Annotated in this window: 21 protein-coding genes; 9 read left to right on the top strand and 12 right to left on the bottom strand. The window is 72.7% G+C overall.

What is annotated here, in order from left to right; translation table 11 throughout:
- Window positions 1–134 precede the first annotated feature (134 nt).
- Both ACIP8Z_RS20345 and ACIP8Z_RS20340 read left to right on the top strand, forming a co-directional pair.
- Window positions 135–1,478 carry an ATP-grasp domain-containing protein gene (locus ACIP8Z_RS20345; RefSeq protein WP_402085199.1) on the top strand — a complete coding sequence of 448 codons (1,344 nt, stop codon included), beginning with the start codon at window positions 135–137 and terminating at the stop codon, window positions 1,476–1,478.
- A gap of 26 nt (window positions 1,479–1,504) precedes the next feature.
- Complete coding sequence (locus ACIP8Z_RS20340) at window positions 1,505–2,761, top strand: FAD-dependent oxidoreductase (RefSeq protein WP_402085336.1); 1,257 nt, start codon at window positions 1,505–1,507, stop codon at window positions 2,759–2,761.
- Window positions 2,762–2,830: 69 nt separating this feature from the next.
- Here ACIP8Z_RS20340 and ACIP8Z_RS20335 read toward each other — a convergent pair whose 3' ends face one another.
- Complete coding sequence (locus ACIP8Z_RS20335; protein WP_402085196.1) at window positions 2,831–3,064, bottom strand: chaplin; 234 nt, start codon at window positions 3,062–3,064, stop codon at window positions 2,831–2,833.
- Window positions 3,065–3,233: 169 nt separating this feature from the next.
- Window positions 3,234–3,647 carry a rodlin gene (locus ACIP8Z_RS20330; RefSeq protein WP_402085193.1) on the bottom strand — a complete coding sequence of 138 codons (414 nt, stop codon included), beginning with the start codon at window positions 3,645–3,647 and terminating at the stop codon, window positions 3,234–3,236.
- A gap of 218 nt (window positions 3,648–3,865) precedes the next feature.
- On the opposite strand from ACIP8Z_RS20330, the gene ACIP8Z_RS20325 reads away from it, so the two are divergent.
- The 3 genes from ACIP8Z_RS20325 to ACIP8Z_RS20315 all read left to right on the top strand — a co-directional run bounded on the left by ACIP8Z_RS20325 (window position 3,866) and on the right by ACIP8Z_RS20315 (window position 6,236).
- Complete coding sequence (locus tag ACIP8Z_RS20325) at window positions 3,866–4,276, top strand: rodlin (RefSeq protein WP_383871367.1); 411 nt, start codon at window positions 3,866–3,868, stop codon at window positions 4,274–4,276.
- A gap of 417 nt (window positions 4,277–4,693) precedes the next feature.
- Complete coding sequence (locus tag ACIP8Z_RS20320) at window positions 4,694–5,734, top strand: LCP family protein (RefSeq protein WP_402085189.1); 1,041 nt, start codon at window positions 4,694–4,696, stop codon at window positions 5,732–5,734.
- 94 nt (window positions 5,735–5,828) lie between these two features.
- Entirely contained in the window at window positions 5,829–6,236 is a 408-nt protein-coding gene (locus ACIP8Z_RS20315) for a rodlin (RefSeq protein ID WP_030324004.1), read from the top strand.
- 76 nt (window positions 6,237–6,312) lie between these two features.
- On the opposite strand, the gene ACIP8Z_RS20310 is transcribed toward ACIP8Z_RS20315, so the two are convergent.
- The 8 genes from ACIP8Z_RS20310 to ACIP8Z_RS20275 form a co-directional block, all read right to left on the bottom strand.
- Window positions 6,313–8,334, bottom strand: coding sequence for a thioredoxin domain-containing protein (locus ACIP8Z_RS20310; RefSeq protein WP_402085187.1), 2,022 nt, complete (start codon window positions 8,332–8,334; stop codon window positions 6,313–6,315).
- An 82-nt stretch (window positions 8,335–8,416) separates the two neighbouring features.
- Window positions 8,417–9,967, bottom strand: coding sequence for a hypothetical protein (locus ACIP8Z_RS20305; protein WP_402085184.1), 1,551 nt, complete (start codon window positions 9,965–9,967; stop codon window positions 8,417–8,419).
- A complete protein-coding gene (locus ACIP8Z_RS20300; protein WP_402085182.1) occupies window positions 9,964–10,596 on the bottom strand; it encodes an ATP-binding cassette domain-containing protein in 633 nt (210 codons plus the stop codon). Before ACIP8Z_RS20300 ends, ACIP8Z_RS20305 begins: the two co-directional genes overlap by 4 nt.
- Entirely contained in the window at window positions 10,593–11,330 is a 738-nt protein-coding gene (locus tag ACIP8Z_RS20295; RefSeq protein WP_402085179.1) for a class I SAM-dependent methyltransferase, read from the bottom strand. The genes ACIP8Z_RS20300 and ACIP8Z_RS20295 overlap by 4 nt, the downstream gene beginning before the upstream one ends.
- A complete protein-coding gene (locus ACIP8Z_RS20290; RefSeq protein WP_402085177.1) occupies window positions 11,323–11,895 on the bottom strand; it encodes a CypD family RiPP peptide-cysteine decarboxylase in 573 nt (190 codons plus the stop codon). Before ACIP8Z_RS20290 ends, ACIP8Z_RS20295 begins: the two co-directional genes overlap by 8 nt.
- The gene (locus tag ACIP8Z_RS20285) at window positions 11,892–12,452 is read right to left on the bottom strand and encodes a hypothetical protein (RefSeq protein WP_402085175.1); all 561 of its coding nucleotides are present in this window, start codon (window positions 12,450–12,452) and stop codon (window positions 11,892–11,894) included. Before ACIP8Z_RS20285 ends, ACIP8Z_RS20290 begins: the two co-directional genes overlap by 4 nt.
- Window positions 12,442–13,959, bottom strand: a complete 1,518-nt coding sequence (locus ACIP8Z_RS20280; protein ID WP_402085173.1) for an alpha/beta fold hydrolase — start codon at window positions 13,957–13,959, stop codon at window positions 12,442–12,444. Before ACIP8Z_RS20280 ends, ACIP8Z_RS20285 begins: the two co-directional genes overlap by 11 nt.
- Window positions 13,960–14,310: 351 nt before the next feature.
- Complete coding sequence (locus tag ACIP8Z_RS20275; RefSeq protein ID WP_402085171.1) at window positions 14,311–14,493, bottom strand: cypemycin family RiPP; 183 nt, start codon at window positions 14,491–14,493, stop codon at window positions 14,311–14,313.
- A 584-nt stretch (window positions 14,494–15,077) separates the two neighbouring features.
- Between ACIP8Z_RS20275 and ACIP8Z_RS20270 the strand changes: the two genes are divergently transcribed.
- Window positions 15,078–18,329 carry a tetratricopeptide repeat protein gene (locus ACIP8Z_RS20270; RefSeq protein ID WP_402085169.1) on the top strand — a complete coding sequence of 1,084 codons (3,252 nt, stop codon included), beginning with the start codon at window positions 15,078–15,080 and terminating at the stop codon, window positions 18,327–18,329.
- Window positions 18,330–18,474: 145 nt separating this feature from the next.
- On the opposite strand, the gene ACIP8Z_RS20265 is transcribed toward ACIP8Z_RS20270, so the two are convergent.
- Together ACIP8Z_RS20265 and mca are read right to left on the bottom strand one after the other, a co-directional pair.
- Entirely contained in the window at window positions 18,475–18,720 is a 246-nt protein-coding gene (locus ACIP8Z_RS20265) for a hypothetical protein (protein WP_402085167.1), read from the bottom strand.
- A complete protein-coding gene (mca, locus tag ACIP8Z_RS20260; protein WP_402085164.1) occupies window positions 18,713–19,594 on the bottom strand; it encodes a mycothiol conjugate amidase Mca in 882 nt (293 codons plus the stop codon). Before mca ends, ACIP8Z_RS20265 begins: the two co-directional genes overlap by 8 nt.
- 98 nt (window positions 19,595–19,692) lie before the next feature.
- On the opposite strand from mca, the gene ACIP8Z_RS20255 reads away from it, so the two are divergent.
- The 3 genes from ACIP8Z_RS20255 to ACIP8Z_RS20245 all read left to right on the top strand — a co-directional run bounded on the left by ACIP8Z_RS20255 (window position 19,693) and on the right by ACIP8Z_RS20245 (window position 23,369).
- Window positions 19,693–20,094, top strand: coding sequence for a DUF4307 domain-containing protein (locus tag ACIP8Z_RS20255; RefSeq protein WP_383588464.1), 402 nt, complete (start codon window positions 19,693–19,695; stop codon window positions 20,092–20,094).
- A 189-nt stretch (window positions 20,095–20,283) separates the two neighbouring features.
- Window positions 20,284–20,781, top strand: a complete 498-nt coding sequence (gene greA / locus ACIP8Z_RS20250; RefSeq protein WP_266968734.1) for a transcription elongation factor GreA — start codon at window positions 20,284–20,286, stop codon at window positions 20,779–20,781.
- Window positions 20,782–20,906: 125 nt separating this feature from the next.
- Window positions 20,907–23,369: a protein kinase gene (locus tag ACIP8Z_RS20245; protein ID WP_402085160.1), complete on the top strand. Its 2,463-nt coding sequence runs from the start codon at window positions 20,907–20,909 to the stop codon at window positions 23,367–23,369.
- The last annotated feature ends 3 nt before the right edge of the window (window positions 23,370–23,372 follow it).

Raw genomic sequence — 23,372 nt, 5'->3', positions numbered from 1 at the left:
GTTTTGATGATCCGTCAATCCGATACTCCGAAAGTATTCCTAATGAGCCGACCGTGAACTCGGCTTCCCTCTGATCAGTAGTCCATTAGAGGATTTCATCGCCCAGTTGGGGCACCCGAGATGAAGGGCATGCCGTGCTGCGCCGTCAGAGTTTCGACACCAGCGTTCCCGCCGTCCTCGTACGGCTCGACCGGAATCCCTTCCATCACGGCACGCTCGGCGCCGCTCGTTCGCTCGGCAGAGCGGGAATTCCGGTCCACGCGGTCATCGAATCCCGTACCAGTCCTGTCGCCCGTTCCCGTTATCTCCGGTCTGCCCGCGCGAGTCCCGGGGAGACCTCCGACGCCGAGCTGGCGGCGCTCCTCCACCGGTACGCGGACGAGATCGAGGACGAGGCGGGCACGGCTCCCGACGGTTCGTCAACTTCCCTCCTCGTGCTCCCCCTGGACGACGTGAGCGCCCTCGGCCTGGCGCGCCGCCGTGCCGAGCTCTCACCGCGCTTCCTGCTCCCCGAGCAGACCGAGGAGCAGCTGCTGCGGGTCGCGGACAAGGCGGCGCTCGCCGAGACCTGTGCGTCCCTGGGCCTGCCCCATCCCCGTACCGAACTCCCCACCGGTTCCGACGAGGCCGCCGCGATGGCCTGGTCCCTCGGCCTGCCGGTGGTCGCCAAGTGGAGCCGTCCCTGGCTGCTTCCGGCCGGCTGCGGGCTGCGCAGCACCTCGATCGTGCGGTCCCTCGCCGAGGTGCGGGAGCTGTACGCCCGGACCCCGGAGGCCGGCAGCCGGCTGCTGCTCCAGGAACTCCTCCCGGCGGGCCGTGACCTGGACTGGTTCTTCCACGGGTACGTGGACGCGTACGGCGGCTGTACGACGGGGGCCACGGGCCGCAAGGAACGGTCCTGGCCGGACGGGGCCGGGCTCACCGCCGTGGGCCGCTGGACGGCGAACCCGGCCGTGGAGCGCACGGCCCGCGAGCTGTTCGACGCGCTCGGCTACCGGGGCGTGTGCGACCTGGACTTCCGGATGAACCGGTCGACGGGCGCGTACCACCTGCTCGACTTCAACCCCCGGCCCGGCGCGCAGTTCCGGCTGTTCGCCGACGCGGACGGTCTGGACGTGGTCCGGGCGCTCCATCTGGACCTCACCGGGCGTCCCGTACCCCCGCTCTCGGCCGCGTACGGCCGCCGGTTCGTGGTCGAGAACTACGCGGCGCTGTCGCTCCTCGCCTCCCCGCGCCGCCGTCCCGCCGCCGGGGCCGGAGCCGGGCCGGAGGACGTGTCACGGCGGACCGAGTACGCCTGGTGCGCGGCGGACGATCCGGCACCGGCGTTCGCGATGGGCCTCGCCTGGTTCGGCCACCTGCTGCGCAGGGCGGTGGCCTCGGCGCGCCGGTTCCTCCGGTCCCGGCGGGCGCGTCCGCCGCTGCCCCCGGCGGCTCCGCCGGCCCGCAGCTCCTCCCACCAGCTCACCCCACGATGAAGGCGGAAGGCACGATGTCGAAGTCGATGTACGACCTGGTGGTCGTCGGGGCCGGACCGTACGGTCTGTCCGTGGCCGCGCACGCGGCCGCCCACGGGCTCCACCTGCGGACCTTCGGCCGCTCGATGGAGTCCTGGCACACGATGCCCTCGGGCATGTTCCTGAAGTCTGAGCCCTGGGCCTCCCATCTGTCCGACCCGGAGCGGGCGTACGGGCTCGACGCCTACGCCGCCACGCGGGGTGTGCGCGCCACGCACGGGGTGCCGCTGCCGGTGGACTTCTTCGCCGCGTACGGCGACTGGTTCGCCCGGCGGGCGGTGCCCGCGCTCGACGAGCGGCTGATCGACTCGGTCGCGCCCGGCGCGGACGGCTTCGAGCTGCGTACCGAGGACGGCGAGGCGCTGCGGGCCAGGACGGTGGCGCTGGCGGTCGGCGTCCTGCCGTTCATGGAGATCCCGGGGCCGCTGCGGGGCCTGCCCCGGCGGTACGTCACCCACTCCAGCCACCACGGCGAGCTGGACCGCCTCGCCGGCCGGGACGTGACCGTCGTGGGAGCCGGGCAGGCCGCCCTGGAGACGGCCGCGCTCCTCGTCGAGGGCGGCGCCGCGACCGTACGGATCCTCGCCCGCGCGGACCGGCTGAACTGGAACACCCTGCCCCCGGCCCTCGACCGGGGCCTGTGGCCGCGCGTGCGCGCGCCGCACACGGGGCTCGGCTGCGGCTGGCGGAACAAGCTGTACGCGGACACGCCGGGGGTCTTCCGGCGGCTGCCGGCCGCGACCCGCGAGCGGATCTTCGACTCGGCGCTCGGCCCGGCGGGGGCCTGGTGGCTGCGCGAGCGGTTCGCGGCGGTCGGGGACGTACGCCTGGGGCAGCGGATCACCGCGGCGGCCGTGACGGGCGACGAGCGGCTGCGGCTCGACGTGACCGGGGCGGAGGGGACGGCGGTCCTGGAGACCGACCATGTCGTCGCGGCCACCGGGTTCACCCCGAGCCTGGACCGGGCGGGCGTGCTCTCCCCGGAGCTGCGCGGCGCGCTGCGGACGGTCGGCGCGTGCGGCGCCCCCGAGGTCGGTGGCCTCTTCGAGTCCTCATGGCCGGGTCTGTTCCTCTCCGGGCTGATCACCGCTCCTTCGTACGGTCCCTCGATGCGGTTCGTCTTCGGTGCGGAGTACACGGCGGGGCGTCTGGTGCGCGGGGTGCGGCAGCGGCTGCGGGCGGGTGCCCGGGGCGGGGCGGTGGGCCGGCCGCGTACGGGCGGGAAGGCGCCGGTCTCGGCATGAGGGAGGGCCGGCCCCGGGGAGCGGGCGCTCTCCGGGGGCCGGCCCCTGTGCCTGCGTGGCGCTGAGGACTCAGACGTTGGCGCAGGTGTTGAACGCGGCCGGGTTGAACAGGCCGATGACGTTCACGCTGTTGCCGCAGACGTTGATCGGCGCGTGGATCGGGATCTGGACGACGTTGCCGGAGAGGACGCCCGGCGAACCGACCGCGACACCCTCGGCGCCCGCGTCGGCGAAGGCGGGGGTCGCCGCACCCATGGCCATGATGATTCCGGCGACGACGGCAGCAGCCTTCTTACAGTTCATTTTCGTCTGCATCCTTTCGGTGGCGGAACAGTTTCACGCAACACAACGAACATGCCGCACAAAGGAAACCGCGAAAACGACGACTTTCGTTCTTTCACTCCATTGCGCGCACAGACGGGGCCGGAGGGAACGCGATCGTTCCCTCCGGCCCTGTCGTGCGCGAGACGGATCAGCCGTTGTAGGCGCCGTTCCCGGAGAGGACCGGGATGTCCTCCAGGATGTGCGACAGCGGCTCGTCACCCTTGGCCTGGGTGGAGTTCTCCGTGCACTGCTGGTTCTGCGGGGAGGAGAGGACGTTGATGTCCTGGACCGCGACCGGGACGAGGACGCCGACGACCGAGCCGACGTTGCCCTTGACCGGGGCGCCGAGGCAGAGCTTGTTCAGCGAGCCCTGGACGGCCGAGAACTGGGGGCTCATGTCGCCCACGGTCTTGGAGTTGCCGAACGACTGGCTCGCGGCGTTGCCGCTGAGCGAGGTGGTGCCGCCGTCGTCGGCGATGGCGAGCGCCGGGGAGGCCGCCGCAGCAGAAGCGCCGACAACAGAGGCCGTCACAGCCGCAGCCGTCATAATCTTCTTGATCACGGTGATTCCGTTCCTGTTCCCACCAATCGACGTGATTGATGCGACGGGATCAACTGCGCGCGGGGGCTGAGGTTCCGACGCTTCACCCGTTCGACTGACACCTCGTTTGGCGCTGTCGAGTGCGCTCCGCCAAGGGAGTGACACAGCGGAACCCTTGCGTCCACAGCCAGTTGATCAGGCCGCTCCCTGCACGGAGCCGGTTCTAGAAGGGAACTCCCGTGATCAAGAAGGTTATGGCCACTGCGGCCGCAGCCGTCTCCATCGTCGGCGCCACCGCCGCCGTCGCCTCTCCCGCGCTCGCCATCGCCAACGACGGAGGCACCACGTCGCTCAGCGGCAACGGCGCCCACCAGGAGTACGGCAACTCCGCCACGTACGGCCACATGAGCCCCCAGTTCGCGCTGGTTCAGGGCTCCCTGAACAAGCCGTGCATCGGCCTGCCGGCCAAGGTCAACGCCGGTTCGCTCATCGGGGCCATCCCGATCGCGGTCCAGGACATCAACGTCCTGTCCTCCCCGCAGAACCAGCAGTGCACCGAGAACTCCACCCAGGCCAAGGGCGACGAGGCACTGTCGCACATCCTGGACGACATCCCGGTCCTGTCGGGCAACGGCGTCGGCAACAACTGACGTTCCGCCTTCGCGCGACGACGTTCACACGTCAGGGGCCGCCCTCCGGGGCGGCCCCTTTCGCGTCTGCCTCGTCGCCGCAGGTGCCCTCGCTACCAGGTCGGCCAGACCGGGGTCGCCATCAGTCGTTCCCACTCGCGGTCGGGCATCCCCGGTACCGTCCGACCCGCCTGCACCCACTGGGTGACGAGTGAGGAATAGAGGGGGAACGGTGTGCGGTCGGGTGGGGGTGGGTCGCTCACATATCGGCTCTTCGGAATGAAGGCCATCCGTTCCCATTTCCCGGGATCCGGCGCCATCTTCGCTCCTTCCGCTGCGATTCCCGCATCATTCCACAGGCGCCGCAGGAGAGTGATTCGTCCTGTTCATGTCGCGTCGCGTATCTGTGTGCGAGAGTGATCGAATTACCGTGCGGGCATGAAATTCCCGCGATCACGGCGCCCCCGACGTCCGCTGCTCGTCGCGGCGGCGCTCGCCGCCCTCGCCGCCCTCGCTCCCGGCGCCCTCGCCGCCGCCCCCACCGATCTCCCCGCCCCCGAACGGGGTCTGAACCTCCTCGTGGTCGGAATCGACAGCCGCAAGGGTGTCACCGCGGAGGAGAAGGAACGTTTCCGGCTCGGCGGGAAGGAGTGCGACTGCACGGACGTGATGATGCTCGTGCACGTCTCGGCCGAGAACGACCGGGTCGACGTGGTGAGCCTGCCCCGCGACTCGCTCACCTCCTTCCCCGACCAGCATCGCGACCGGCGCACCGGAAAGCTGCACGCCGCCCACCAGGCGAAGATCAACGGCGCCTGGGCGGAGGGTGGCCCCGCCTTCGCGACGGAGATCGTCGAGTCGATGACGGGGCTGCCCGTCCACCGGTACCTGGAGATCGACTTCCGGCGCTTCATGGACACCGTGGACCGCGTCGACGGCGGCGTCCCCATCTGTACGGAGAAGCCCCTCAAGGACCCGTCCACCGGCATCGACCTGCAGCCCGGGACCAAGCCCGTCGGCGGCGGCGAGGCTCTCCAGTACGTGCGGTCGCGGAAGGCCGACGGCCAGATGGACTTCGGCCGCATCCAGAAGCAGCAGAAGTTCGTGGTGAACACCCTGGAGCGGCTCCGCGAGGGCATCCTCGACGACCCCGACCGGCTGAGGGACTTCGCGGAGACCCTGCGCGGGACGGGCGCGACGGCACGGGGGATCACCGCGGCCGAGCTGGTCAGGCTCGCCTGGCGGCTGCGGGACCTGCCCCCGGACCGTACGGAGTTCGCCACCGTGCCCGTACGCGGCTTCAACCCGGAGATCGCCGGCGTCGGGTCCACCCTCGGCTGGGACGAGGCAGGGGCGGCGGAGGTCTTCCGGCGGCTGCGCGAGGACCGGCCGCTGCCGGCGGCGGACGAGGTCGCGCCCAGCCAGATCTCCGTCGCCACCTACCGGCCGGCGCCCGGGGCTTCGCTCATCTGCCCGTAGTCCGTCCGGTGGACTTCGCGGAACCTCCGCACCGCTGACCAGTTGATCAGCACGGCTCGGCACTCAGCGAGCCACGATCCGAAAGGCCTGAACAATGAAGAAGCTGTTGGCTACGGCTGCTGTGGCCGCGTCGGTGCTCGGCGCGACGGCGGCGGGTGCCGGACAGGCGCTCGCCATCGCCGACGACGGTGGCACCACGTCGCTCAGCGGCAACGGCGCCCACCAGGAGTTCGGCAACTCCGCCACGCACGGCAACATGAGCCCGCAGTTCGCGCTCGTTCAGGGCTCCCTGAACAAGCCGTGCGTCGGCCTGCCGGCCAAGGTCAACGCCGGTTCGCTCATCGGCCTCATCCCGATCGCGGTCCAGGACGTCAACGTCCTGTCCTCCCCGCAGAACCAGCAGTGCACGGAGAACTCCACCCAGGCCAAGGGTGACGAGCCGCTGTCGCACATCCTCAGCGACATCCCCGTGCTGTCCGGCAACGGCGCCGGCAACAGCTGAGCGACGACGCCCGGCACGGCGCGGCCCCGCCGCCCCTCCTCGGAGGGGTCGCGGGGCCGTCCCCGTTCCGGAGGCCTCAGAACTTCCGGCGCAGTGCGTCCGGGTCGGTCACCGGCGCGTCACAGGTGAAGTGACGGCACACGTACGCGGCGGGACCACCGGACACCAGCGGACGGTCCCTCAGCAGCGGGAACTCCTCGCTGTCGGGGGCGCCGAAGGCGAGCACCGCGCCGGGGGCGGTCGCCAGGAGCGCGGTACGGCGCAGCTCCTGGAAGGCCTCGTCGCCGGGGGCGCCCACCACGGCGATCTCCCGGGGCCCGTCGAGGAGGGCCTCGGAGACGGCCAGGCCCCAGCCGATGAAGCGGGGCGCGCGCGGGCCGAGGGCCTTGACGACGCCGAGGGCGCCCTCGGCGGCGGCGCGGTGGGCGTCCGAGCCGGTGTGCGCGGCGTACGAGAGCAGCGCGCCGGCCGCGGCCGTCCAGCCCGACGGGGTGGCGTTGTCCGTGGGGTCCTGCGGGCGGCGGATCAGCGCCTCGGCGTCGTGGGCCGTGTCGTAGAGGGCGCCGCCCTCGGCGGTGAAGCGGTCGATGACGAGGTCCAGGAGGAAGCCGGCGAAGTCGAGCCAGGCGCCCTCGCCGGTGACGGCGGCGAGGGCGAGGAAGCCCTCGGCGACGTCGGCGTAGTCCTCCAGGACACCGTCGTTGGTGCCGGCCCGGCCGTCCTTGGAGGTACGGGTGAGGCGGGCGGACTCGTCCATGTGGACCCGGACGAGGAGGTCGGCGGCCTCGGTGGCGCGCTCGACGAGGTCGGGGCGGTCGAAGAGGGCGCCGGTCTCGGCGAGGGCGGCGATCGCGAGACCGTTCCAGGCGGCGACGACCTTGTCGTCGCGGCCCGGACGCTCGCGCTCCTCGCGGGCGGCGAGGAGCCGGGCGGCGATCGAGGCGATCCGGCCGGCGTCGGCGGTTCCGGCCTCCCGCGGAAGCTGGAGGACGGAGCTGCCGTGCTCGAAGGTGCCGTCCTCGGTGACGCCGTAGTGGGCGGCGGCGAGGGCGGCGTCCTCCGCGCCGAGGACCTCGGTGAGCTGCGCCGGGGTCCACACGTAGTAGGCGCCCTCGACGTGCCTGCCCGTTCCGTCGTCGCTGTCCGCGTCGAGCGCCGAGGCGAAACCGCCCTCGGGGGTGCGCAGTTCGCGGACCAGGAAGTCGGCGGTCTCCAGGGCGACCCGGCGGGCCAGGTCGCTGCCGGTGGCCTTCCACAGGTGGGCGTAGGCCCGGCAGAGCAGGGCGTTGTCGTACAGCATCTTCTCGAAGTGGGGCACGACCCAGGCCCGGTCGACGGCGTAGCGGGCGAAGCCGCCGCCGAGCTGGTCGTAGATGCCGCCGCGGGCCATCGCCTCGCAGGTGTCGGCGGCCATCTGGAGGGCGCCCTCGGAGCCCGTACGGGCGTGGTGGCGGAGCAGGAACTCCAGGGTCATGGACGGCGGGAACTTGGGGGCGCCGCCGAAGCCGCCGTGGGTCGCGTCGTACTCGCGGGTGAGTCCGAGGAGGGCCTGGGCGAGTTCCTCCTCGCCGGGGACGCCGTCGCCGCCGTACGCCAGGGAGCGGCCCGCGAGGTCCTTCACGATGCGCTCCGCGACCTCGCCGACCTCGTCGCGCCGGTCGGACCAGGCGCCCTTGACGCCCTCCAGGACCTCCGGGAAGGAGGGCATGCCGTGGCGGGGCTCGGGCGGGAAGTACGTACCGAAGTAGAAGGGGGCCGCGTCCGGGGTGAGGAAGACAGTCATGGGCCAGCCGCCCTGGCCGGTCGCGGCCTGGACGGCCTCCATGTAGACGGCGTCGACGTCGGGGCGCTCCTCGCGATCGACCTTGACGGCGACGAAGTTCTCGTTGACCAGGGCCGCGGTGGCATCGTCCTCGAAGGACTCGTGCGCCATGACATGGCACCAGTGGCAGGAGCTGTATCCGACGCTGAGCAGCACGGGGACGTCGCGGCGCCGGGCCTCGTCGAAGGCCTCGGCCGACCACGGCCACCAGTCGACCGGGTTGTCGGCGTGTTGAAGGAGGTACGGGGAGGTCTCATGGGCCAGTCGGTTCGCCATGGTGTCCATCCTGCCCTGCCGTCCCGGAGTCGCGCGGGACCCCTGCCCCCGGCGGACCGGGGGCCACTCCCGCGGGGCTCCGCTACACCCTGCCGAGGCGGGCGACGAGGGGCCGGAGGGACCAGCCTGTGCGACGCAGGCCCGCCCAGACGCAGCAGGCGGCCGCACCCAGGGCGATCAGGGCCGCGCCGGACGCGGACGGCATCCCGTTCATCACGAGGACGCCGGCCAGGACGACGACGAGTCCGTCGAACTGCCAGACGAAGACGCGGACGGCGGAGAGGTCGCCCAGCGGCGTGATGAGGGGAAGCAGCAGTTCTACGGGCAGGTTCATCTTCATCTCGCGCAGGAACCTGGCGCCCAGCACGAGCACCACCGACCCCGCCGTGAGCAGCACCGCGTCGGACGGTCCGCCGCCCTGGAGCGGCCACCGGGCCAGGACGGTGACGGCGCTCGCGAGCCCCACCGGGACCACCACGGCGACGACCGGCCAGGCCAGGGTGCGGGCGAGCAGGCCACCCCACCACTCGCCGAGAAGCGGGGCCAGGGTCAGCTCGTCGCGCAGTCCGCGCCAGCTCTCGCCGGTCCACCCGGACCCCAGGTACACGCCGACCGCGCCGGTCATCCAGGACAGGGTCGCGAGCCGGGCGTCCGGCTCGGCGACGCCGAGCGTCAGCAGGGCGCCGCCGGCCGGCAGGAACACCGCGGCCGCGAGCGCGCGGCCCCGGGTGCGGACCGCGCGGACAGCCCCCTGGGCGAGGTGGCCGCGCAGCCGCCCGTCGGGGCGCGTGAGGGCGGACGTGAGCCCGCGCGGCTGCGGTCGGTACAGGTCGAGCGCGTGGTGGAGCGTGCCGGTCCAGGCGAAGGTCTGGGCCTCGGCGGCACGTGCCGACTCACGGGCGAGCCGGGCGAGGTCGACCGTACGGACGGACCGGAAGGCGGACCGGCCGAGCAGGGCGGCCGCGGCCGCGAGGACACCGGTGACGAGCCACGGGCCGCTGCCGCCCAGGAGGGCGGACCGGCCGAGCAGGGCGGTGGCGGCCGCCACGACGGCCACGGCGGCGGCGAGCAGGACGTTCTCGCGCACCGTCCGGACCTGGCCCCACAGCCAGGCCACGGGGGCGACGGCGCCGACGCCCACCGCGACGGCCAGGCTCTGTGGCAGCAGCGCGCTTCCCGGCCGGTCGAACAGGTCGGTCGCGAGGAACGTCGCCGTGCAGACCGCCAGGAGCGTGCCGAGTCCCGCGTACCCGAGCCGGCGGCGGGCGATCGTGCCGAGGTAGTGCGTCGGGGACAGGTCCGTCGACATGAACACGTGCAGCAGGAACGGCTTGAGCACCAGCGGGCCCCAGAACCGGCCGGTGAGCTGGGCGCCCCAGAACACCGCCGCCGCGACCAGGCACGCCACGGGCGTCGCCGCTCCGGCGGACGGCAGGGAGACGAGCGCCTCCGTGGTTCTCACCAGGTAGACGACGGGCGCCACGTAGACGGCGCCGAGGATGACGCTGAGGTAGACGGTGTACGCCCAGTCCTGCACCGTGGCGCGGTCGCCGCGGTGGGCGTACCGGTGCCGTACGGCGTGGACGCGGTCCCTGGGGTCGGCCTCGACCGCGGTGATGCTGTCCGTGGTCATCCCAGCTCCATGAGGCCGTCGCAGGCGTCCACCATCGCGGCCTCATGGGTGGCGACCAGGAACGACGTGCCCTGCTCCGCGCGCTCGGCGAGCAGGGCGGCGACGAGGCCGACGCGATCGGTGTCGAGATGCCGCTCCGGTTCGTCGAGGAGGATGACGTCGGCGGGGCGGACCAGGGTCAGCGCGAGGTTGAAGAGCTGGAGCTGGCCGGAGGAGAGCTGGGAGGGGAAGCGGGTGCCCAGGGCGGTGAGCCCCAGTCGCCCGATGATCTCGTCGGCGCGTGCGGCGGTCTCCGTGCTGTTGCCGTACCAGGAGGCGGCAACCAGGGTCACCTGCTCGCGGAGCGTCATGTCACGGGCGACGGGGACCGGTTCGACGAGCGAGGCCATCAGGCGCCGGTGCCGGGGCCTGGCCATGTCGACGGTCTCGCCGCGGACGAGGACGGCGCCGTCCGTCAGCCTCCGGCTCCCCAGGAAGGCCCGCAGCAGGGTCGTCTTCCCGGAGCCGTTGCTTCCGGTGAGGCACCAGAACTCGCCGGGCATCACCTCGAACGTCGTCGGCGCGAGGAGGGTGGTCCCGTCCAGGACGACCGTGGCGCCCTCCGCGGCGATCGCCGGCACTTCGCTCACTGCCGCTCCAGAACGACCAGCATCTCCCGCGAGCGCGCGGTGTAGGGCTCTCCCGCGTACGACCCGTCGACGCCCGTCACCTCCAGACCCGCGATCCGCGCCATCAGCCGGATCTCCGCCAGCGTAGCCCAGGTGGCCTGCTCGTGGAACGCGGTGAGGGTCGTCGCGCCCTGGACCAGGAAGATGCTCAGGATCTGCTGGCCGGCGCGGTCCGCGGTCTGGGTCACCGTCACCATCCGGTCCCGGCCCAGCGGGTAGGTGACCGACCGCGCGTCGCCGCCCGCGCGCTGGAACTCGGCGGGGTCGGTGCAGTCCAGGAAGGCCGCGCCGCCCGGCTTCAGGTGCCGGGCGATGCCGCGCAGGAGCGCGATCTTCTCCTCCTGCTCCTGGGCGAGGAAGAAGGTGTTCCGCGACATCGTGACGACGTCGAACATCGAGTCGAACGTGAGGTCGCGGAAATCGCCCTCCACCACCTCGACGTCGCGGTCGAGGCGCTTCTTCTCCAGCATGTCCAGGGACGGCCGTGAGGCGTCGACCGCCACGACCCGCGCGCCGGCCTCGGCGAGCGCGAACGAGGACACGCCCGTGCCACACCCCAGGTCGAGGACGGTCCGCCCGTCCAGGGGACGGTGCGAGGACACCCAGGCGACGAGCCCGGCCCCCGGGGAGAGCATCGACGACACCAGGTCGTACGCCTCGATCGCCGTCTCGTCGTACACGCTCGGGTCACTCACCGGAACGCCCTTCCTTCCGCATCCTGTTGGCCACGGCGAGGGCACCCGGCAGGTTGAACCCCACCTCGGCCGTCTGCCGGTTGCTCGCGCGTACGCCGTTGACCCGCGGCGCGAACTCGACGTTCGGGCGGAGCTTGAGGGTCTGCACGTTGTTCTCGACGATCTCGTTGGACCCCGGGAACGTGTCCGCGATCACGAGGGGCGCGTCGGTCAGCTGGAGCATCATGAGGGCGGGCGAGTCCGCGCGCCCCTGCGCCAGGCGCATCACGGTGTCCAGCGTGGCGGGGAAGACCAGGAAGCACTCGGAGGCGCCGCTCTTCCCCGAGTTGACCTCGGGCGGCACGTCCGGGTCGTCCCAGGAGTCGACCCACACCTTCCCGTTGGCCAGGTGCCGGAGCGCCCGGACCGCCAGGAACCGCGACGCGGCGGGCGTCACCGACACGTTCACGACCAGTTCCGGCTGGAACTCCCGCAGCCAGTGGATCCACCACGGCACGAGCGCCGCGCTGATGGAGCCCGTGACATGGACGTGCAGCTCCGCGCCCTCGAACTTCTCCACGTTCACGCGGCGGCTCCCGCCGGGCGGCGCCCGGTGCCGAGGGGGATCCACTCGGAGGTGAGGATCGGCTTCATCCGCTGGTCCGCGGGCGCGCTGGGAAACACGTTCATCAGCAGGAACTGCAGCGCCCGGGCGTCGTCGGCCACCGCGGCCCGGCTCGCCGCGAGCACCAGGTCGTACGGCAGGCTCTGGGTGACCCACGAGAAGTCGGCCTGGTTCGCGCTCATGATGGAGAGCTGCTGCATGGCGTCGAAGAGCGCCTTGGGCCCGCGGCTCCGCGGGTTGTACAGCACCTGCGTCCACCCGTGCGGTACGACGGGGGTCACGTCGCGCCACGGCGTCGGGCCCTCGTCGGTGGTCTCCCGCACCAGCAGGTGCACGTTCTGCACACCCGGGTTCGGTGCGAAGAACCGCCAGCCGGGAATGGGCCAGCCGCCCGTGAAGGTGCGCATGTCCTGGTTGTACGAGTCGGGGGTGTTCTGCAGCACGGTCGCGACCAGGTGCGCGGCGAGCGCCCCGACCGCGACGGTGGCCGCCCCGCCCTTGATCCGGTCAGTAAGCATCCATGAACCTTCTGATAGCGCCCTCGACCTGTTCGGCGTGCGCCCGGTATCCGATGATCGACCGGTGCGCCGAGCCGCGCACCACCTCGAACTTCGCCCCGAGCTTCTCGGCCAGCACCGCCTGCTGCTCGGCGTACTCGTCGGAGGCGACGACCAGGACCGAGTCGACCGCGCCGAGACGGTCCACGGCGCCCTCGGTGCGGATGCGCCGGTACTCGCGGACCGAGTTGACGATGTTCCTGGGCGAGAACACGAACTGCACGTGGCTGTACTGGACGTCGGGCGTGTAGCCCGCCTGCCGCTCCACCGCGTTGGGAGCCCACTCGTAGATTCCGGTGAGCGCCGCGACGAGCGTGTAGACCTGCGCCTGGAGGAACCGGCCGAGCCGCCTGCGGTCCGTGCGGTCCTCGTCCAGCAGCACCGGGTCGGTGCCGTCGACGACGATCAGCTTGTCGACGCGGCCGGCGAAGGGACCCTCGCCCAGGTAGGAGGCCGCGCTCAGCGATCCGATCGAGTGGGTGGCCACCACGATCCGCCCCTCGGCCCCGACCTCGTCGAGCACGGCGGCGAGCAGGTCGCCGTTGGCCGCGCGGGACGTCGTGAGGCCGTATCCGGAGCGGTGGTAGCGGATGACCGTGTGGTGCTCGGCCAGGCTCTCAGCGACCCACTCCCACGATTCGAAGGACTGTCCGAGGCCGCACTCCAGGACGATCACGCCGCGGGAGGGGGTCCCCTCCGCGGGACGGTCCACCCGGTACTCGACGTCGCCGTCGCCGTGGCGGAGCCGCGCGGCGCCCTTGGGGCCGAGCCGCCGCTGCTCGGCGATCCGGCGCTTCTCGCGCGCGATCAACGCGCTCGTGAGGACGGCGCCGCCGGCGATGCCGAACACGGCCTTCTCGAAGGTCCGGGGTGCGCCTCGGGTGTCCAGGACGTAGCCGACGGCTCCGTGGGAGCCGAAGAACCCCCAGACGAAGCGCGGCAGTTCCATGGCCGTCGCCACGCCGACGTGGAAGGCCTTGACGGCGTGGAGCGCGTACGAGGCCTGCTCGCGCGGCAGCAGGTAGATGAGCGGGAAGGACGTCTCCCACACCACCGTTCCGACGGTCAGGGCCCGGCAGAGTCGCGGGTACTTGCGCAGGATCGCCGCGGCGGGCCCCCGGCCGTACGCCTCCGTCTGCAGGACTTCGAGCAGGGCGTCGCCCTGGACCCAGCTGCTGCCGAAGGCCTTGGAGATTCCCGAGACCGCGTAGCTCAGTCCGGCCTGGAGGTTGACCGCGCGCAGGAAGAGGTCGTCGGAGAGCCGCTGGTCGGGAATCAGCCCCGTGAGGGCCCGGTATTGCGTGATGACCGCCGTCATCTGGTCCGCGCCGTCCCGTCCGTACGGGGTGCGGATCTCGCTCAGCCGGTTGCACGTCCCGATGACCGCCGCGGCGGCGATCTGCGCCTTCCGGTTGCCGCGTGCGAGCGCCAGCCCGGCCGATGCGGCGAGGGTCACTCCCGCGAGCACGCGGGGAGTGCGCGGATGGTCGAGTACGCGGCCTATCCGGTGTCGTAATGTGCCTTGCGGATACTGCTGGGCCGACGCGCCTCTGAGATATCCGTCGTCTTCGAATTCTTCACGGAGAAAAAGGGTCTCCGCGGCCGCCAGGGCCTGCCCGATCGCTATCGGAAGAAATACGCGGTCGGCCGCTTCCTGAGCGCCTTTCGCATTCGAGGCGTACTGCCTCCGCCACTTCCATCTCACCGGATTGTCCGTCTCCCCCGTCGCATACCTGGCCGCCGTCGTGAGTCGTGCGGAACCGCGCGCCGGAGAGGCCCGGTGGTGACGGGCCTCTCCGGCGGCAGGCTCAGTCCCGCGTCAGCAGACCAGGCAGATCGTGCTGCCCTGGACCACGAACTGGGCGACGGTCGGCGTGGCCGGGGTGGCCATGGCCGGCGTCTCGCAGTCCGCGTGGAAGCCCGGGGCCGCCGCGCTGAGAACGGTGTTCGCAAAGTCCTGCGCCGCCAGAGCCTCAGCGGAATTCGTGCTCGTAAGAGTCATCTCAGATCGCACTTCACTAACCCTTCGTCGGTGGTCATGCGAGCGAATGGTCCAGGCGTATCGAACGTTGCCACCCCCGTCGCCCGCTCTGTGTGAACGCGCTGCACAACGTTTGCAACTAGACGTTGCGGACCGACCTTAGGCAGACCTCCAAGAGACCGTCAAGCGCAATTGACGGCCTCTTGCCGCATAACACAGGACCAGGAAAGCAACTGAAGTGACAGCTCTTTTCGGCCATCACTACGGATCCTTTATACGGGGCGACTCGGAAGATTGAGGGCGGTGATTTCGCCGGCCGCGAACGGTGTTTGAGGGCCGCCTCGCGGGGGCGCCCCGCCGCCCGGGGGCCGGGCGCGGAAGCCTCGGGTGCCGGGCCCCACGGAGCCCGGCCCGCTCGGCATCCGGCCAGTTCTCGCCCCACCACACCCCTCACCGTTCGGGATGCCGACCGTCCCGCCGCGGCCGGCCCTCCTTTGTCCGCTCTCGCGCCTTCGCGCCCCGCGCAGCACACTGGACGCGCACGGTCCGGGGTCTGACAGGGCCTCAGGGACGGGATGGGCGGGCACGCGCGGAGGGGGACGCACATGCGGGACAGCCATCGGGCCGAGGCTGAGCGGCTGTGGGAACGGGCGGTGGAGGAGGAGCTGCGGAGCTCCGGGAGCCGGGCGGGCGCGGAGACCCTGCTCGCCCGGGGCCGGGCCGCGCTGGACTCGATGGCGGCGGGTGCGGGCGAGGAGTACGCGGCGTACGTACGGGCCGTGGAGGAGGGGGAGACCGGCGCCCGGACCGCGGCGAACCGCTCCTCCGGCCCGGTGTTCGGCGGTCCCGCGCTCGTCGCCGGAGTCGCGGCCGTCGCCGCGGTCGGCGCGGACCTGGCGCTCGGTACGACGACGGGGACGGCGCTCGGCGCGGGCGCGGTGGTGGCGGTGGCGGGCGCGGCGGCGACGGTGCTGAGGGCGACGGCGGGACGGGCCGGGCAGGCCGTGCCGCCGACGGTGACGGCAGCGGAGCCGGCGCTGCCGGACGGCGCCGTCGAGGCGGCGCGGGTGCGCTGGCTGACGGCCCTGGAGGTACGGGGCATACGCCCGTTCCTGGAGCGGGAGCGGGTGGCGCCGGCCGACGGGAGCGGGGACGTACCTCCGGCGGAGGACCGGACCTCCCGGGACCGGCGGGCGGTGGCGTCGCGGCCCGAGCGGCTGCGCGGGGCCGATCGCAGCGCGGCGGCCCGGCAGCGGGCCGTACTGGAGCGGTCCTTCGGGCATCTGCCCGACCCCGGCGGGGACTTCGCGGGCCGGCGGGAGGAGCTGGCCCGGATCACCCGGTGGGTGCAGACGGGGCGCGCCTCGGCGGAGACCCGGCCGACGGTGGTCCTGCTGCACGGCGAGCCCGGGTCCGGGCGGACGGCTCTCGCGGTACGGGCGGCGCACGCGCTCCGCGACCAGTTCCGCGGGGCGTGCGTGGTGGACCTGCGGGGAGGAGCACGCGATGAGCGGCCCCTCGCGACCCGGGAGGCGCTGCTCCATCTGCTCAACCGGCTGGGCGCCCCGCGCGAGCGGCTCCTCTTCCGGGAGGGCGCCACGGCGGACCAACAGGTGGCGCGGCTGACGGAGTTGTACCAGCGGCAGCTGACCGGGGTGCCGGTGACGGTGATCCTGGACGACGCCGTGGACGCGGCCCAGGTGCGGGCGCTGCTGCCGGAGCGTTCCGAGAGCCTGGTCCTGGTGACCTGCCGGGAGCCGCTGGACCTGGGGGACGTGGCCGCGCACGTCCTGCCGGTGGCGGCGCTCGACGCGGCCGGGGCGGAGGAGCTGTTGCTGGCGGCGGGCGGGGAGCGGGATCCCGGTCCGTACGACGCGGAGGCGCTCGACCGGATCCGGGAGCTGTGCGGCGGTCTTCCGCTGGCGCTGCGGGCGGCGGGGTCCCTGCTGGGCCGGCGGTCCATGGACGATCTCGCGGAGGTGCTCGGCCGACCGGGCTGGGGCGACGCCCCGGTCGAACGCGCTCTGTGGGCACGGTACTTCGTCGATCTCGACGACGAGGCCCGGCGGCTGCTGCGGCGTCTTTCGCTCGCCGGACGTGCCTCCCTCGGCGCCGCGGCCGCCGCCGCGCTGCTCGACGGGAGCGGCGCCGACGGCGCCCGGCTGCTGCGCGAGCTGGCCGGCGCGGGGCTGCTCGCCCCGGTGCGCGGGGAGCGGTACCGGCTGCACGACGCGGTACGCGGCTTCGCGGCGCTCCGGCTCCTCGACGAGGAGGACGCGGCGGAGATCGCGGCGGCCCAGGAGCGGTTGATACGGAACTACGCGGAGCTCGCGGACGCGGTGATCCGGATGGTCGACGGCAAGATGTCGACCCGCGCCAACCGTTTCGACGGGCACGGCTTCGGGTCCCTGGAGGCGGCCCTGAGCTGGCTCGACGAGGAGTCCAGCTTCATCACGGCGGCCCTGCGGCACACGGACGGCGTCGACCAGCAGACCGTGCTCGATCTGCTGGGCGCGCTCTGCGACTACTGCCTGCTGCGCGGCGACCTCTACCGGCTCGGCGAGATCAACGAACTGGCCGAGGCCGTCGGGCAGGGCCAGCTGTCCCGCTCCGTGCAGTGGCGGACCGGCATCGCGGCCCGGCAGCTCGGCGAGCTCGACAAGGCGCGGACGACCCTGACGTCCGTGGTGTCGCTCTACCAGGAGGCCCACCAGGACCCGGGGGCGGCGCTCGCGCTCTGCTCGCTCGGCATCACCCTGCACCACCAGGGCCGGCTCACGGACGCGGCGGCCCGGCTGCGGGAGGCGCTCGCGCTCCAGGAACCGGAGGCGCTCGCCGCCGACCGGGGCTGGACGCTGCACGCGCTCGCGGCCGTGGAGCGGGACCGGGGGAACCTGGCGGAGGCGACGGCACTGCTCGACCGGTCGCTCGCGCTGCACCGGCAGCACGAGTCCCCGCACGGCCAGGCCTGGGCCCACTTCCAGCGGGGCCAGGTGCTGCTGCTGCGGGGGGACGTGCCGGGCGCGGAGGCCGGGCTGCGGGAGGCCCTCGACGGCTACGGGCGGATCCACGACGGTCGCGGCGAGGCCTGGGCGCTGACCCAGCTGGCCAGGGCGCGGCTCGCCGCCGGGGACGCCGAACCGGCCGTCGAGGGGCTGCGCGGGGCGCTCGCCCGGCACCGGGAGCAGGAGGACGCGCGCGGGGAGGCGTGGACGCTGTTCCATCTGGCCCACGCGCTGGAGGAGCGCGGGGACCGGGACGACGCGGTACGGGAGCTGGGCAGGGCGCGGACGATGTTCTCGCGGATGCGGGACGTGTACGGGCTGGCCAGCGCCCGGCATCATTCGGGGCGGGTCACCCGCGACCAGCTCGCGGCCCGCACCGGCGGTCTGCGCAATTCGGGCTTCGCCCGGCAGCTGCTCGTGGACGCGCGGGCGGACTTCCACCGGATCGGGGTGCCGCACGGGGAGGCCTGGACCTCGCTGGAGCTGGCGATCATCGACGCCGGCAACGCCCGGGTGCCGCAGGCGCTGGGGCTGTGCGACGAGGCCCGTGCGCTGTTCGGCACGTACGGCGATCTGCGGGGCGCGGACTGGGCCCGGTTCCTGCGCTGCACGCTGCTCCCGCACGCGGTCCCGGGGAGCCCGGAGCCGGGGACGGTCACGGCGCGCGAGGAGCTCGCGGCGCTGGTCGCGGACCGGCATCCGGCGCGCGACCCGCGGCTCGACGACTGCGCGGAGGCGTACGCGGTGGTCCTGGGCCGGGGCATCCACCCGTCGACGCCCTGGCAGGCCTGGGACCTGGGCATGGTGCCGAACCGGCACGCCCGGGAGGTCCTGGGGGTGCCGGCGGGGTAGCCGGGCCGTTCCAGACGGCACCCCCGGACGCGGTGAAGTACGGGCCCGGCGGCACGACGACGCCCCGGACGCGGCGGCACCGCCCCGGGGCACGACGACGCCCCAGGCCCCGTACCGCTGGGGCACGGGCCCGGGGGCGGGTCGGCTACTTGCCGGCGGGGCCGGCCGAGGAGGCCGGGGTCTCCACGGCGGCCGCCGGGTCGGGGGCCTCCTCGAAGGAGACCTTGCCCATGTGGCGGTTCATCGACTTCATCAGCTGCCAGACCGCGACGGCCAGCAGCGCGAAGACCACGAAGCCGAGGACGCCGGGGGTCACCTTGTTCTCGTCCAGCTCTTCGGCGGCGAAGGGGACAAGCTGGGTCAGTGCCAGGTGTGCGCTCATGTCAGGCATTGTCGCGGATGCCCGCGAAGAGATCTTCCTCGGGGAGGGAGGTGGGCACCAGCGCCTTGCTGAGCTCGTACTCCTCCGTCGGCCAGACCTCCTTCTGGATGTCCATCGGGACCCGGAACCAGCCGCCGTCGGGGTCGATCTGGGTGCGGTGGGCGATCAGGGCCTTGTCGCGGATCTCGAAGAAGTCCGAGCAGGGCACGAAGGTGGTCAGATTCCGCTCCTTGCCCGCGAACTCCTTCCAGCGCTCCAGCCACTCGCCGTACGGGGACTCCAGGCCGCGCGCCAGGAGCGCCTCGTGCAGGGCGACCGTGCGGGGGCGGTTGAAGCCCTGGTTGTAGTAGAGCTTCAGGGGCTGCCACACCGGGCCGAACTCGGCCTCCGGGAACTTCTCGGTGTCGGTCGCACCGTCGAAGGCCACCATCGTGATCTTGTGGGTCATGATGTGGTCGGGGTGCGGGTATCCGCCGTTCTCGTCGTAGGTCGTGACGACCTGCGGACGGAAGGAGCGGATCTTGCGGACCAGTTCCCCGGCCGCGTGGTCGACGTCCTCCAGGGCGAAGCAGCCCTCGGGGAGCGGCGGCAGCGGGTCGCCCTCGGGCAGGCCCGAGTCGACGAAGCCCAGCCATTCCTGGGAGACGCCGAGGATCTCGCGGGCCTCGTCCATCTCCTTGCGGCGCACCTCGTGGATGTTCGCCTCGACATAGGCGTCACCCTGGAGCTGGGGGTTCAGGACCGAGCCGCGCTCGCCGCCCGTGCACGTCACCACCATGACGTCCACCCCCTCGGACACGTACTTGGCCATCGTGGCCGCACCCTTGCTCGACTCGTCGTCGGGGTGGGCGTGAACGGCCATCAACCGCAGCTGCTCAGTCAAGACTCGATCCTCAGTGATTCGACGCGGAGCGTGGTCTCTATAGTGACGGAATCGGGGGAGTGAAAATTCCGCCACCCCCGGCTTCGAGAGGATCGATCATGAGCGCGGTGCGTGAGCAGCTGCCCGAGGGGCGTTACGGACGCTCCGCGGACGAGGCGGCCGACCGCAAGCTCAAGATCACGGGCGCCGTGCTCGGCGTCCTCTTCCTCGGCCTGATGGGCTGGTTCGGCTGGTACTACGTCGTCGACAGCAAGATCAGCGCCGAGATGATCAAGTTCGACGTGGTGAGCTCCACCGAGGTACAGGTGCACCTGGAGATCCGCAAGGACGAGGGCGTCAAGGGCGTCTGCACCCTGCGCTCCCGATCCGAGGACGGCGCCGAGGTGGCCCGCAAGGACGTCCGGGTCGATGACGCCGCGAGCCGGGTCGACCGCGTCTACTCGCTGCGCACGACCGCCCGCGCGACCAGTGCGGAGCTCATGGGGTGTACGGCTCGGTAGCGGTGGGTAGGGACCCGGTGTCGAGTCCCGGCGCGTCACCCCGGTGACCTGGGGTGACGCCATCTTGATGGTTATGTCCTCCCGCTTTTCGCCACTCATTGTTAGGCTCGTGGTTTCGCCCACCCGGGACAGCAGAGCTTTCCCGTGTAGGGCGATGCTTTGTATTCCCAGTACCTACGAGGAGCACCTGTGACCCAGACCAGCGACAACGTCACCTGGCTCACCCAGGAGGCGTACAACAAGCTCAAGGACGAGCTTGAGTACCTGTCTGGTCCCGCGCGCACGGAGATCACCATCAAGATCGCCGCCGCCCGCGAAGAGGGGGACCTGCGCGAGAACGGCGGGTACCACGCGGCCAAGGAGGAGCAGGGCAAGCAGGAGCTCCGCATCCGGCAGCTGACCCAGCTCCTCGAGCACGCCAAGGTCGGCGAGGCTCCGGCGGACGACGGCGTCGTCGAGCCGGGCATGGTCGTCACGATCGCCTTCGACGGCGACGAGAACGACACGATGACCTTCCTGCTCGCCTCCCGCGAGTACGCGAGCGACGACATCGAGACCTACTCGCCGCAGTCGCCGCTCGGTGTCGGTGTCAACGGCAAGAAGGCCGGTGACGACGCCGAGTACGAGCTGCCGAACGGCAAGAAGGCCACGGTCAAGATCCTCAGCGCGAAGCCGTACACCGGCTGACGCACCCGCGCTCCCTCGCAAGGGCCGGCCCCCACCGGGGGCCGGCCCTTGCGTGCTGCGTGCACATGCCCCGTGACGATGAGGCATGATGCGGCCTGACGTCGCGTCACAAGGGGGATGGCGAAGTGCTGGGACCGCTGCGTGAGGGCGCACCGCGCCTGATAGGACCGTACGAGGTGCTCGCCGGGCTCGGGGCGGGCGGGATGGGCGAGGTCTTCCTCGGCCGGGGCGGCTCCGGCGCGGACGGCACCTTCGTCGCCGTGAAGACCGTCCGCCGCGATGTCGCGGGTGACCCCGCCTTCCGGGACCGCTTCCGCCGGGAGATCCGGGTCGCCGCGCTCGTCGACAGCCCGTACGCCGCCGCCCCGCTCGGCGGCGACGCCGACGCCGAGGTGCCCTGGCTGGCCACCGCGTACGTCCCCGGGCCCAGCCTCTCGCAGGCCGTCCGGCGCGGCGGCGCCCTGCCCGTGGACACCGTCCGCGCGCTCGGCACCGGCGTCGCGCGGGCCCTCGCCGATCTCCACCGGGCCGGGGTCCTGCACCGGGACCTCAAGCCCGGCAACGTCATGCTCTCCGTCGACGGGCCCCGTCTCATCGACTTCGGCATCGCCCGCAGCAGCACGGCCACCACGATGACCGCCACCGGGCTGATGGTCGGCACCCCTTCCTTCATGTCGCCCGAGCACGTGGCCGGCGCCCGGCGGGTGACCACCGCCTCCGACGTCTTCTGCCTCGGCTCGCTGCTCTGCTACGCGGCCACCGGCGAGGACCCCTTCGGCGACGGACCGCTCGCCGCCGTCCTGTACCGGGTCTCCCAGGCCGAGGCCGACCTCGCCCGGGTCCCGGCGGAGCTGCGCGACGTCGTCGCCGCCTGCCTGGCCCTGGACCCGGCGGACCGGCCGACGCCGGAGGCGCTCGCGGAGCTCCTCGGCGGGGGCACCCCCAAGGTCTTCCCGTGGCCCGGGCCGGTGCGGGACCACATCGGCGAGTACGGGACGGAGCTCGCCCAGCTCGTCGCCTCCGGCGGACCACTCCTGGAGGCCGCCCCGGCCGCCCCGGCGGACGGCTCCGGGAACCCGGCGGCGGACCCCGCGGCACCCGGGCTGCACTCCGCGGCGACCCAGGCCCCGGTCTCCGCGCCGGCCGGCGCCGCCGGGACCGGCGCGAGCGACGCGACCGGCGCACCCGGCCGTCGGCGCCGGGGCCGGCTGGTCGCGGCCGCCGTGGCCCTGGCGGTCGTGGCCGGTGGCGTCGGCACGTACCTGCTGTGGCCGCAGGACGGGCCGGGGAAGCCGCAGCCCCCGAAGGCGGCACCGCCCGCCGCGCCGGTGGCGCCCCGGATCCCGGGCGTCGACGGCCGGGGCCTCGCCGACTCCTCCGGTGTCGTCCCGCAGAACGCCGCCCAGCGGCCGGCCGGCTGGAAGCCCTGGCAGGCGAAGCTGGGCGCCCCGGCACTCGGCTGCTCGGCCGGTGAGAAGGTGCTGGTCTGCCGGACCACGAACGGGCGCTACGAGGCGCTGGACCCGGCCAACGGCGAGCAGCTGTGGGACGTCCCGGCCGCCAAGGACACCCCCGACGAGACCTACGTCAGCGGCAAGGGGTTCCCTTTCACGGCCGGAAGCGCCACGGCTCCCACGGTCCACGACGGCAGCGCGGTCCTCGTCGCCGACGGCTCCCTCCAGGTCCGGGACGCGCGCACGGGGGCGGTCCGCTGGCAGAAGCCGGCCGTGGGACCGCAGGGCCTCTGGGCCACCCGGCCCGTCGTCGCCGACGGGATCGTCTTCGCGGCGACGAACGTGGCGGAGGACGCCCTGAACGTGCGGGCCGCGCTGACGGCGTTCTCCCTGGCCGACGGGCACGAGCTGTGGTCGAAGGAGCTCACCAACGGCGAGACCTCCTTCGCCGAGCGCCGGGCGTACGAACCCGTCGCCTACGCCGGGGGCGTCGTCTACGCCCTCAGCCAGGGTGGACTCGTGTCGTACGACGGCCGGAACGGCACCCAGCTCGGGCAGGTCGAACCCGACGCCAAGGACTGCTGGGACATCAAGGTGCTCGGCGCGTCGGCGTACTGCGCCGGAGCCGGGTCGGGCAGCGACACCGACACGGCCCTGCACCTGCTCGACGCCCGCACACTCGCCCCGAAGGCGTCGCTGCCCGGCGCCCTCGCCACGGCGGCCCCCGCGGCGATCGGCCCGCGGGCCGTGGTGACCTTCGACGGCGGCCTGCGGATCCTCGACCCGCGCACCGGCGGGACACTCGCCTCGTTCCCGGCCGAGCGGGCTCCGTCCGGCCTGGCCCAGAGCTGGTCGTCGCCGCTGCTCGCCGGCGACCAGGTCGTGTACGCCGACTACTCCGCCCTCCACACCGTGCGGCTCGGCGCCGACGGCAAGCCGGGAGCCCTGAAGGTCACGCCGGTGCCGGGCGCCCCCGGTCCGCGCGCCGAGGAGGAGTACTACGACCCGAGCTTCGGCGACATCGTCGCCAAGCAGATCCGGGAGCCGGAGGTGCTGCCGGTGGGCGGCATCGCGTACGTCGTCTTCGACAAGGGCGCGGTCGCCTCCGTCGCCCTGCCCGGCGAGAAGGAGTAGTCC

Origin of the sequence: Streptomyces sp. NPDC088553 (assembly GCF_044752965.1) — a bacterium.
In the GTDB taxonomy this organism is placed as follows: domain Bacteria; phylum Actinomycetota; class Actinomycetes; order Streptomycetales; family Streptomycetaceae; genus Streptomyces.
Note: the sequence above shows the minus strand (reverse complement) of the source record. Positions and strands in the feature narration are given on the sequence as shown.

Coding starts and splice junctions, on each gene's coding strand:
- ACIP8Z_RS20340 (WP_402085336.1), top strand. CDS start 1,505: ATGTACGACCTGGTGGTCGTCGGGGCCGGACCGTACGGTCTGTCCGTG.
- ACIP8Z_RS20335 (WP_402085196.1), bottom strand. CDS start 3,064: ATGAACTGTAAGAAGGCTGCTGCCGTCGTCGCCGGAATCATCATGGCC.
- ACIP8Z_RS20320 (WP_402085189.1), top strand. CDS start 4,694: ATGAAATTCCCGCGATCACGGCGCCCCCGACGTCCGCTGCTCGTCGCG.
- ACIP8Z_RS20315 (WP_030324004.1), top strand. CDS start 5,829: ATGAAGAAGCTGTTGGCTACGGCTGCTGTGGCCGCGTCGGTGCTCGGC.
- ACIP8Z_RS20310 (WP_402085187.1), bottom strand. CDS start 8,334: ATGGCGAACCGACTGGCCCATGAGACCTCCCCGTACCTCCTTCAACAC.
- ACIP8Z_RS20305 (WP_402085184.1), bottom strand. CDS start 9,967: ATGACCACGGACAGCATCACCGCGGTCGAGGCCGACCCCAGGGACCGC.
- ACIP8Z_RS20285 (WP_402085175.1), bottom strand. CDS start 12,452: ATGCTTACTGACCGGATCAAGGGCGGGGCGGCCACCGTCGCGGTCGGG.
- ACIP8Z_RS20275 (WP_402085171.1), bottom strand. CDS start 14,493: ATGACTCTTACGAGCACGAATTCCGCTGAGGCTCTGGCGGCGCAGGAC.
- ACIP8Z_RS20270 (WP_402085169.1), top strand. CDS start 15,078: ATGCGGGACAGCCATCGGGCCGAGGCTGAGCGGCTGTGGGAACGGGCG.
- ACIP8Z_RS20265 (WP_402085167.1), bottom strand. CDS start 18,720: ATGCCTGACATGAGCGCACACCTGGCACTGACCCAGCTTGTCCCCTTC.
- ACIP8Z_RS20255 (WP_383588464.1), top strand. CDS start 19,693: ATGAGCGCGGTGCGTGAGCAGCTGCCCGAGGGGCGTTACGGACGCTCC.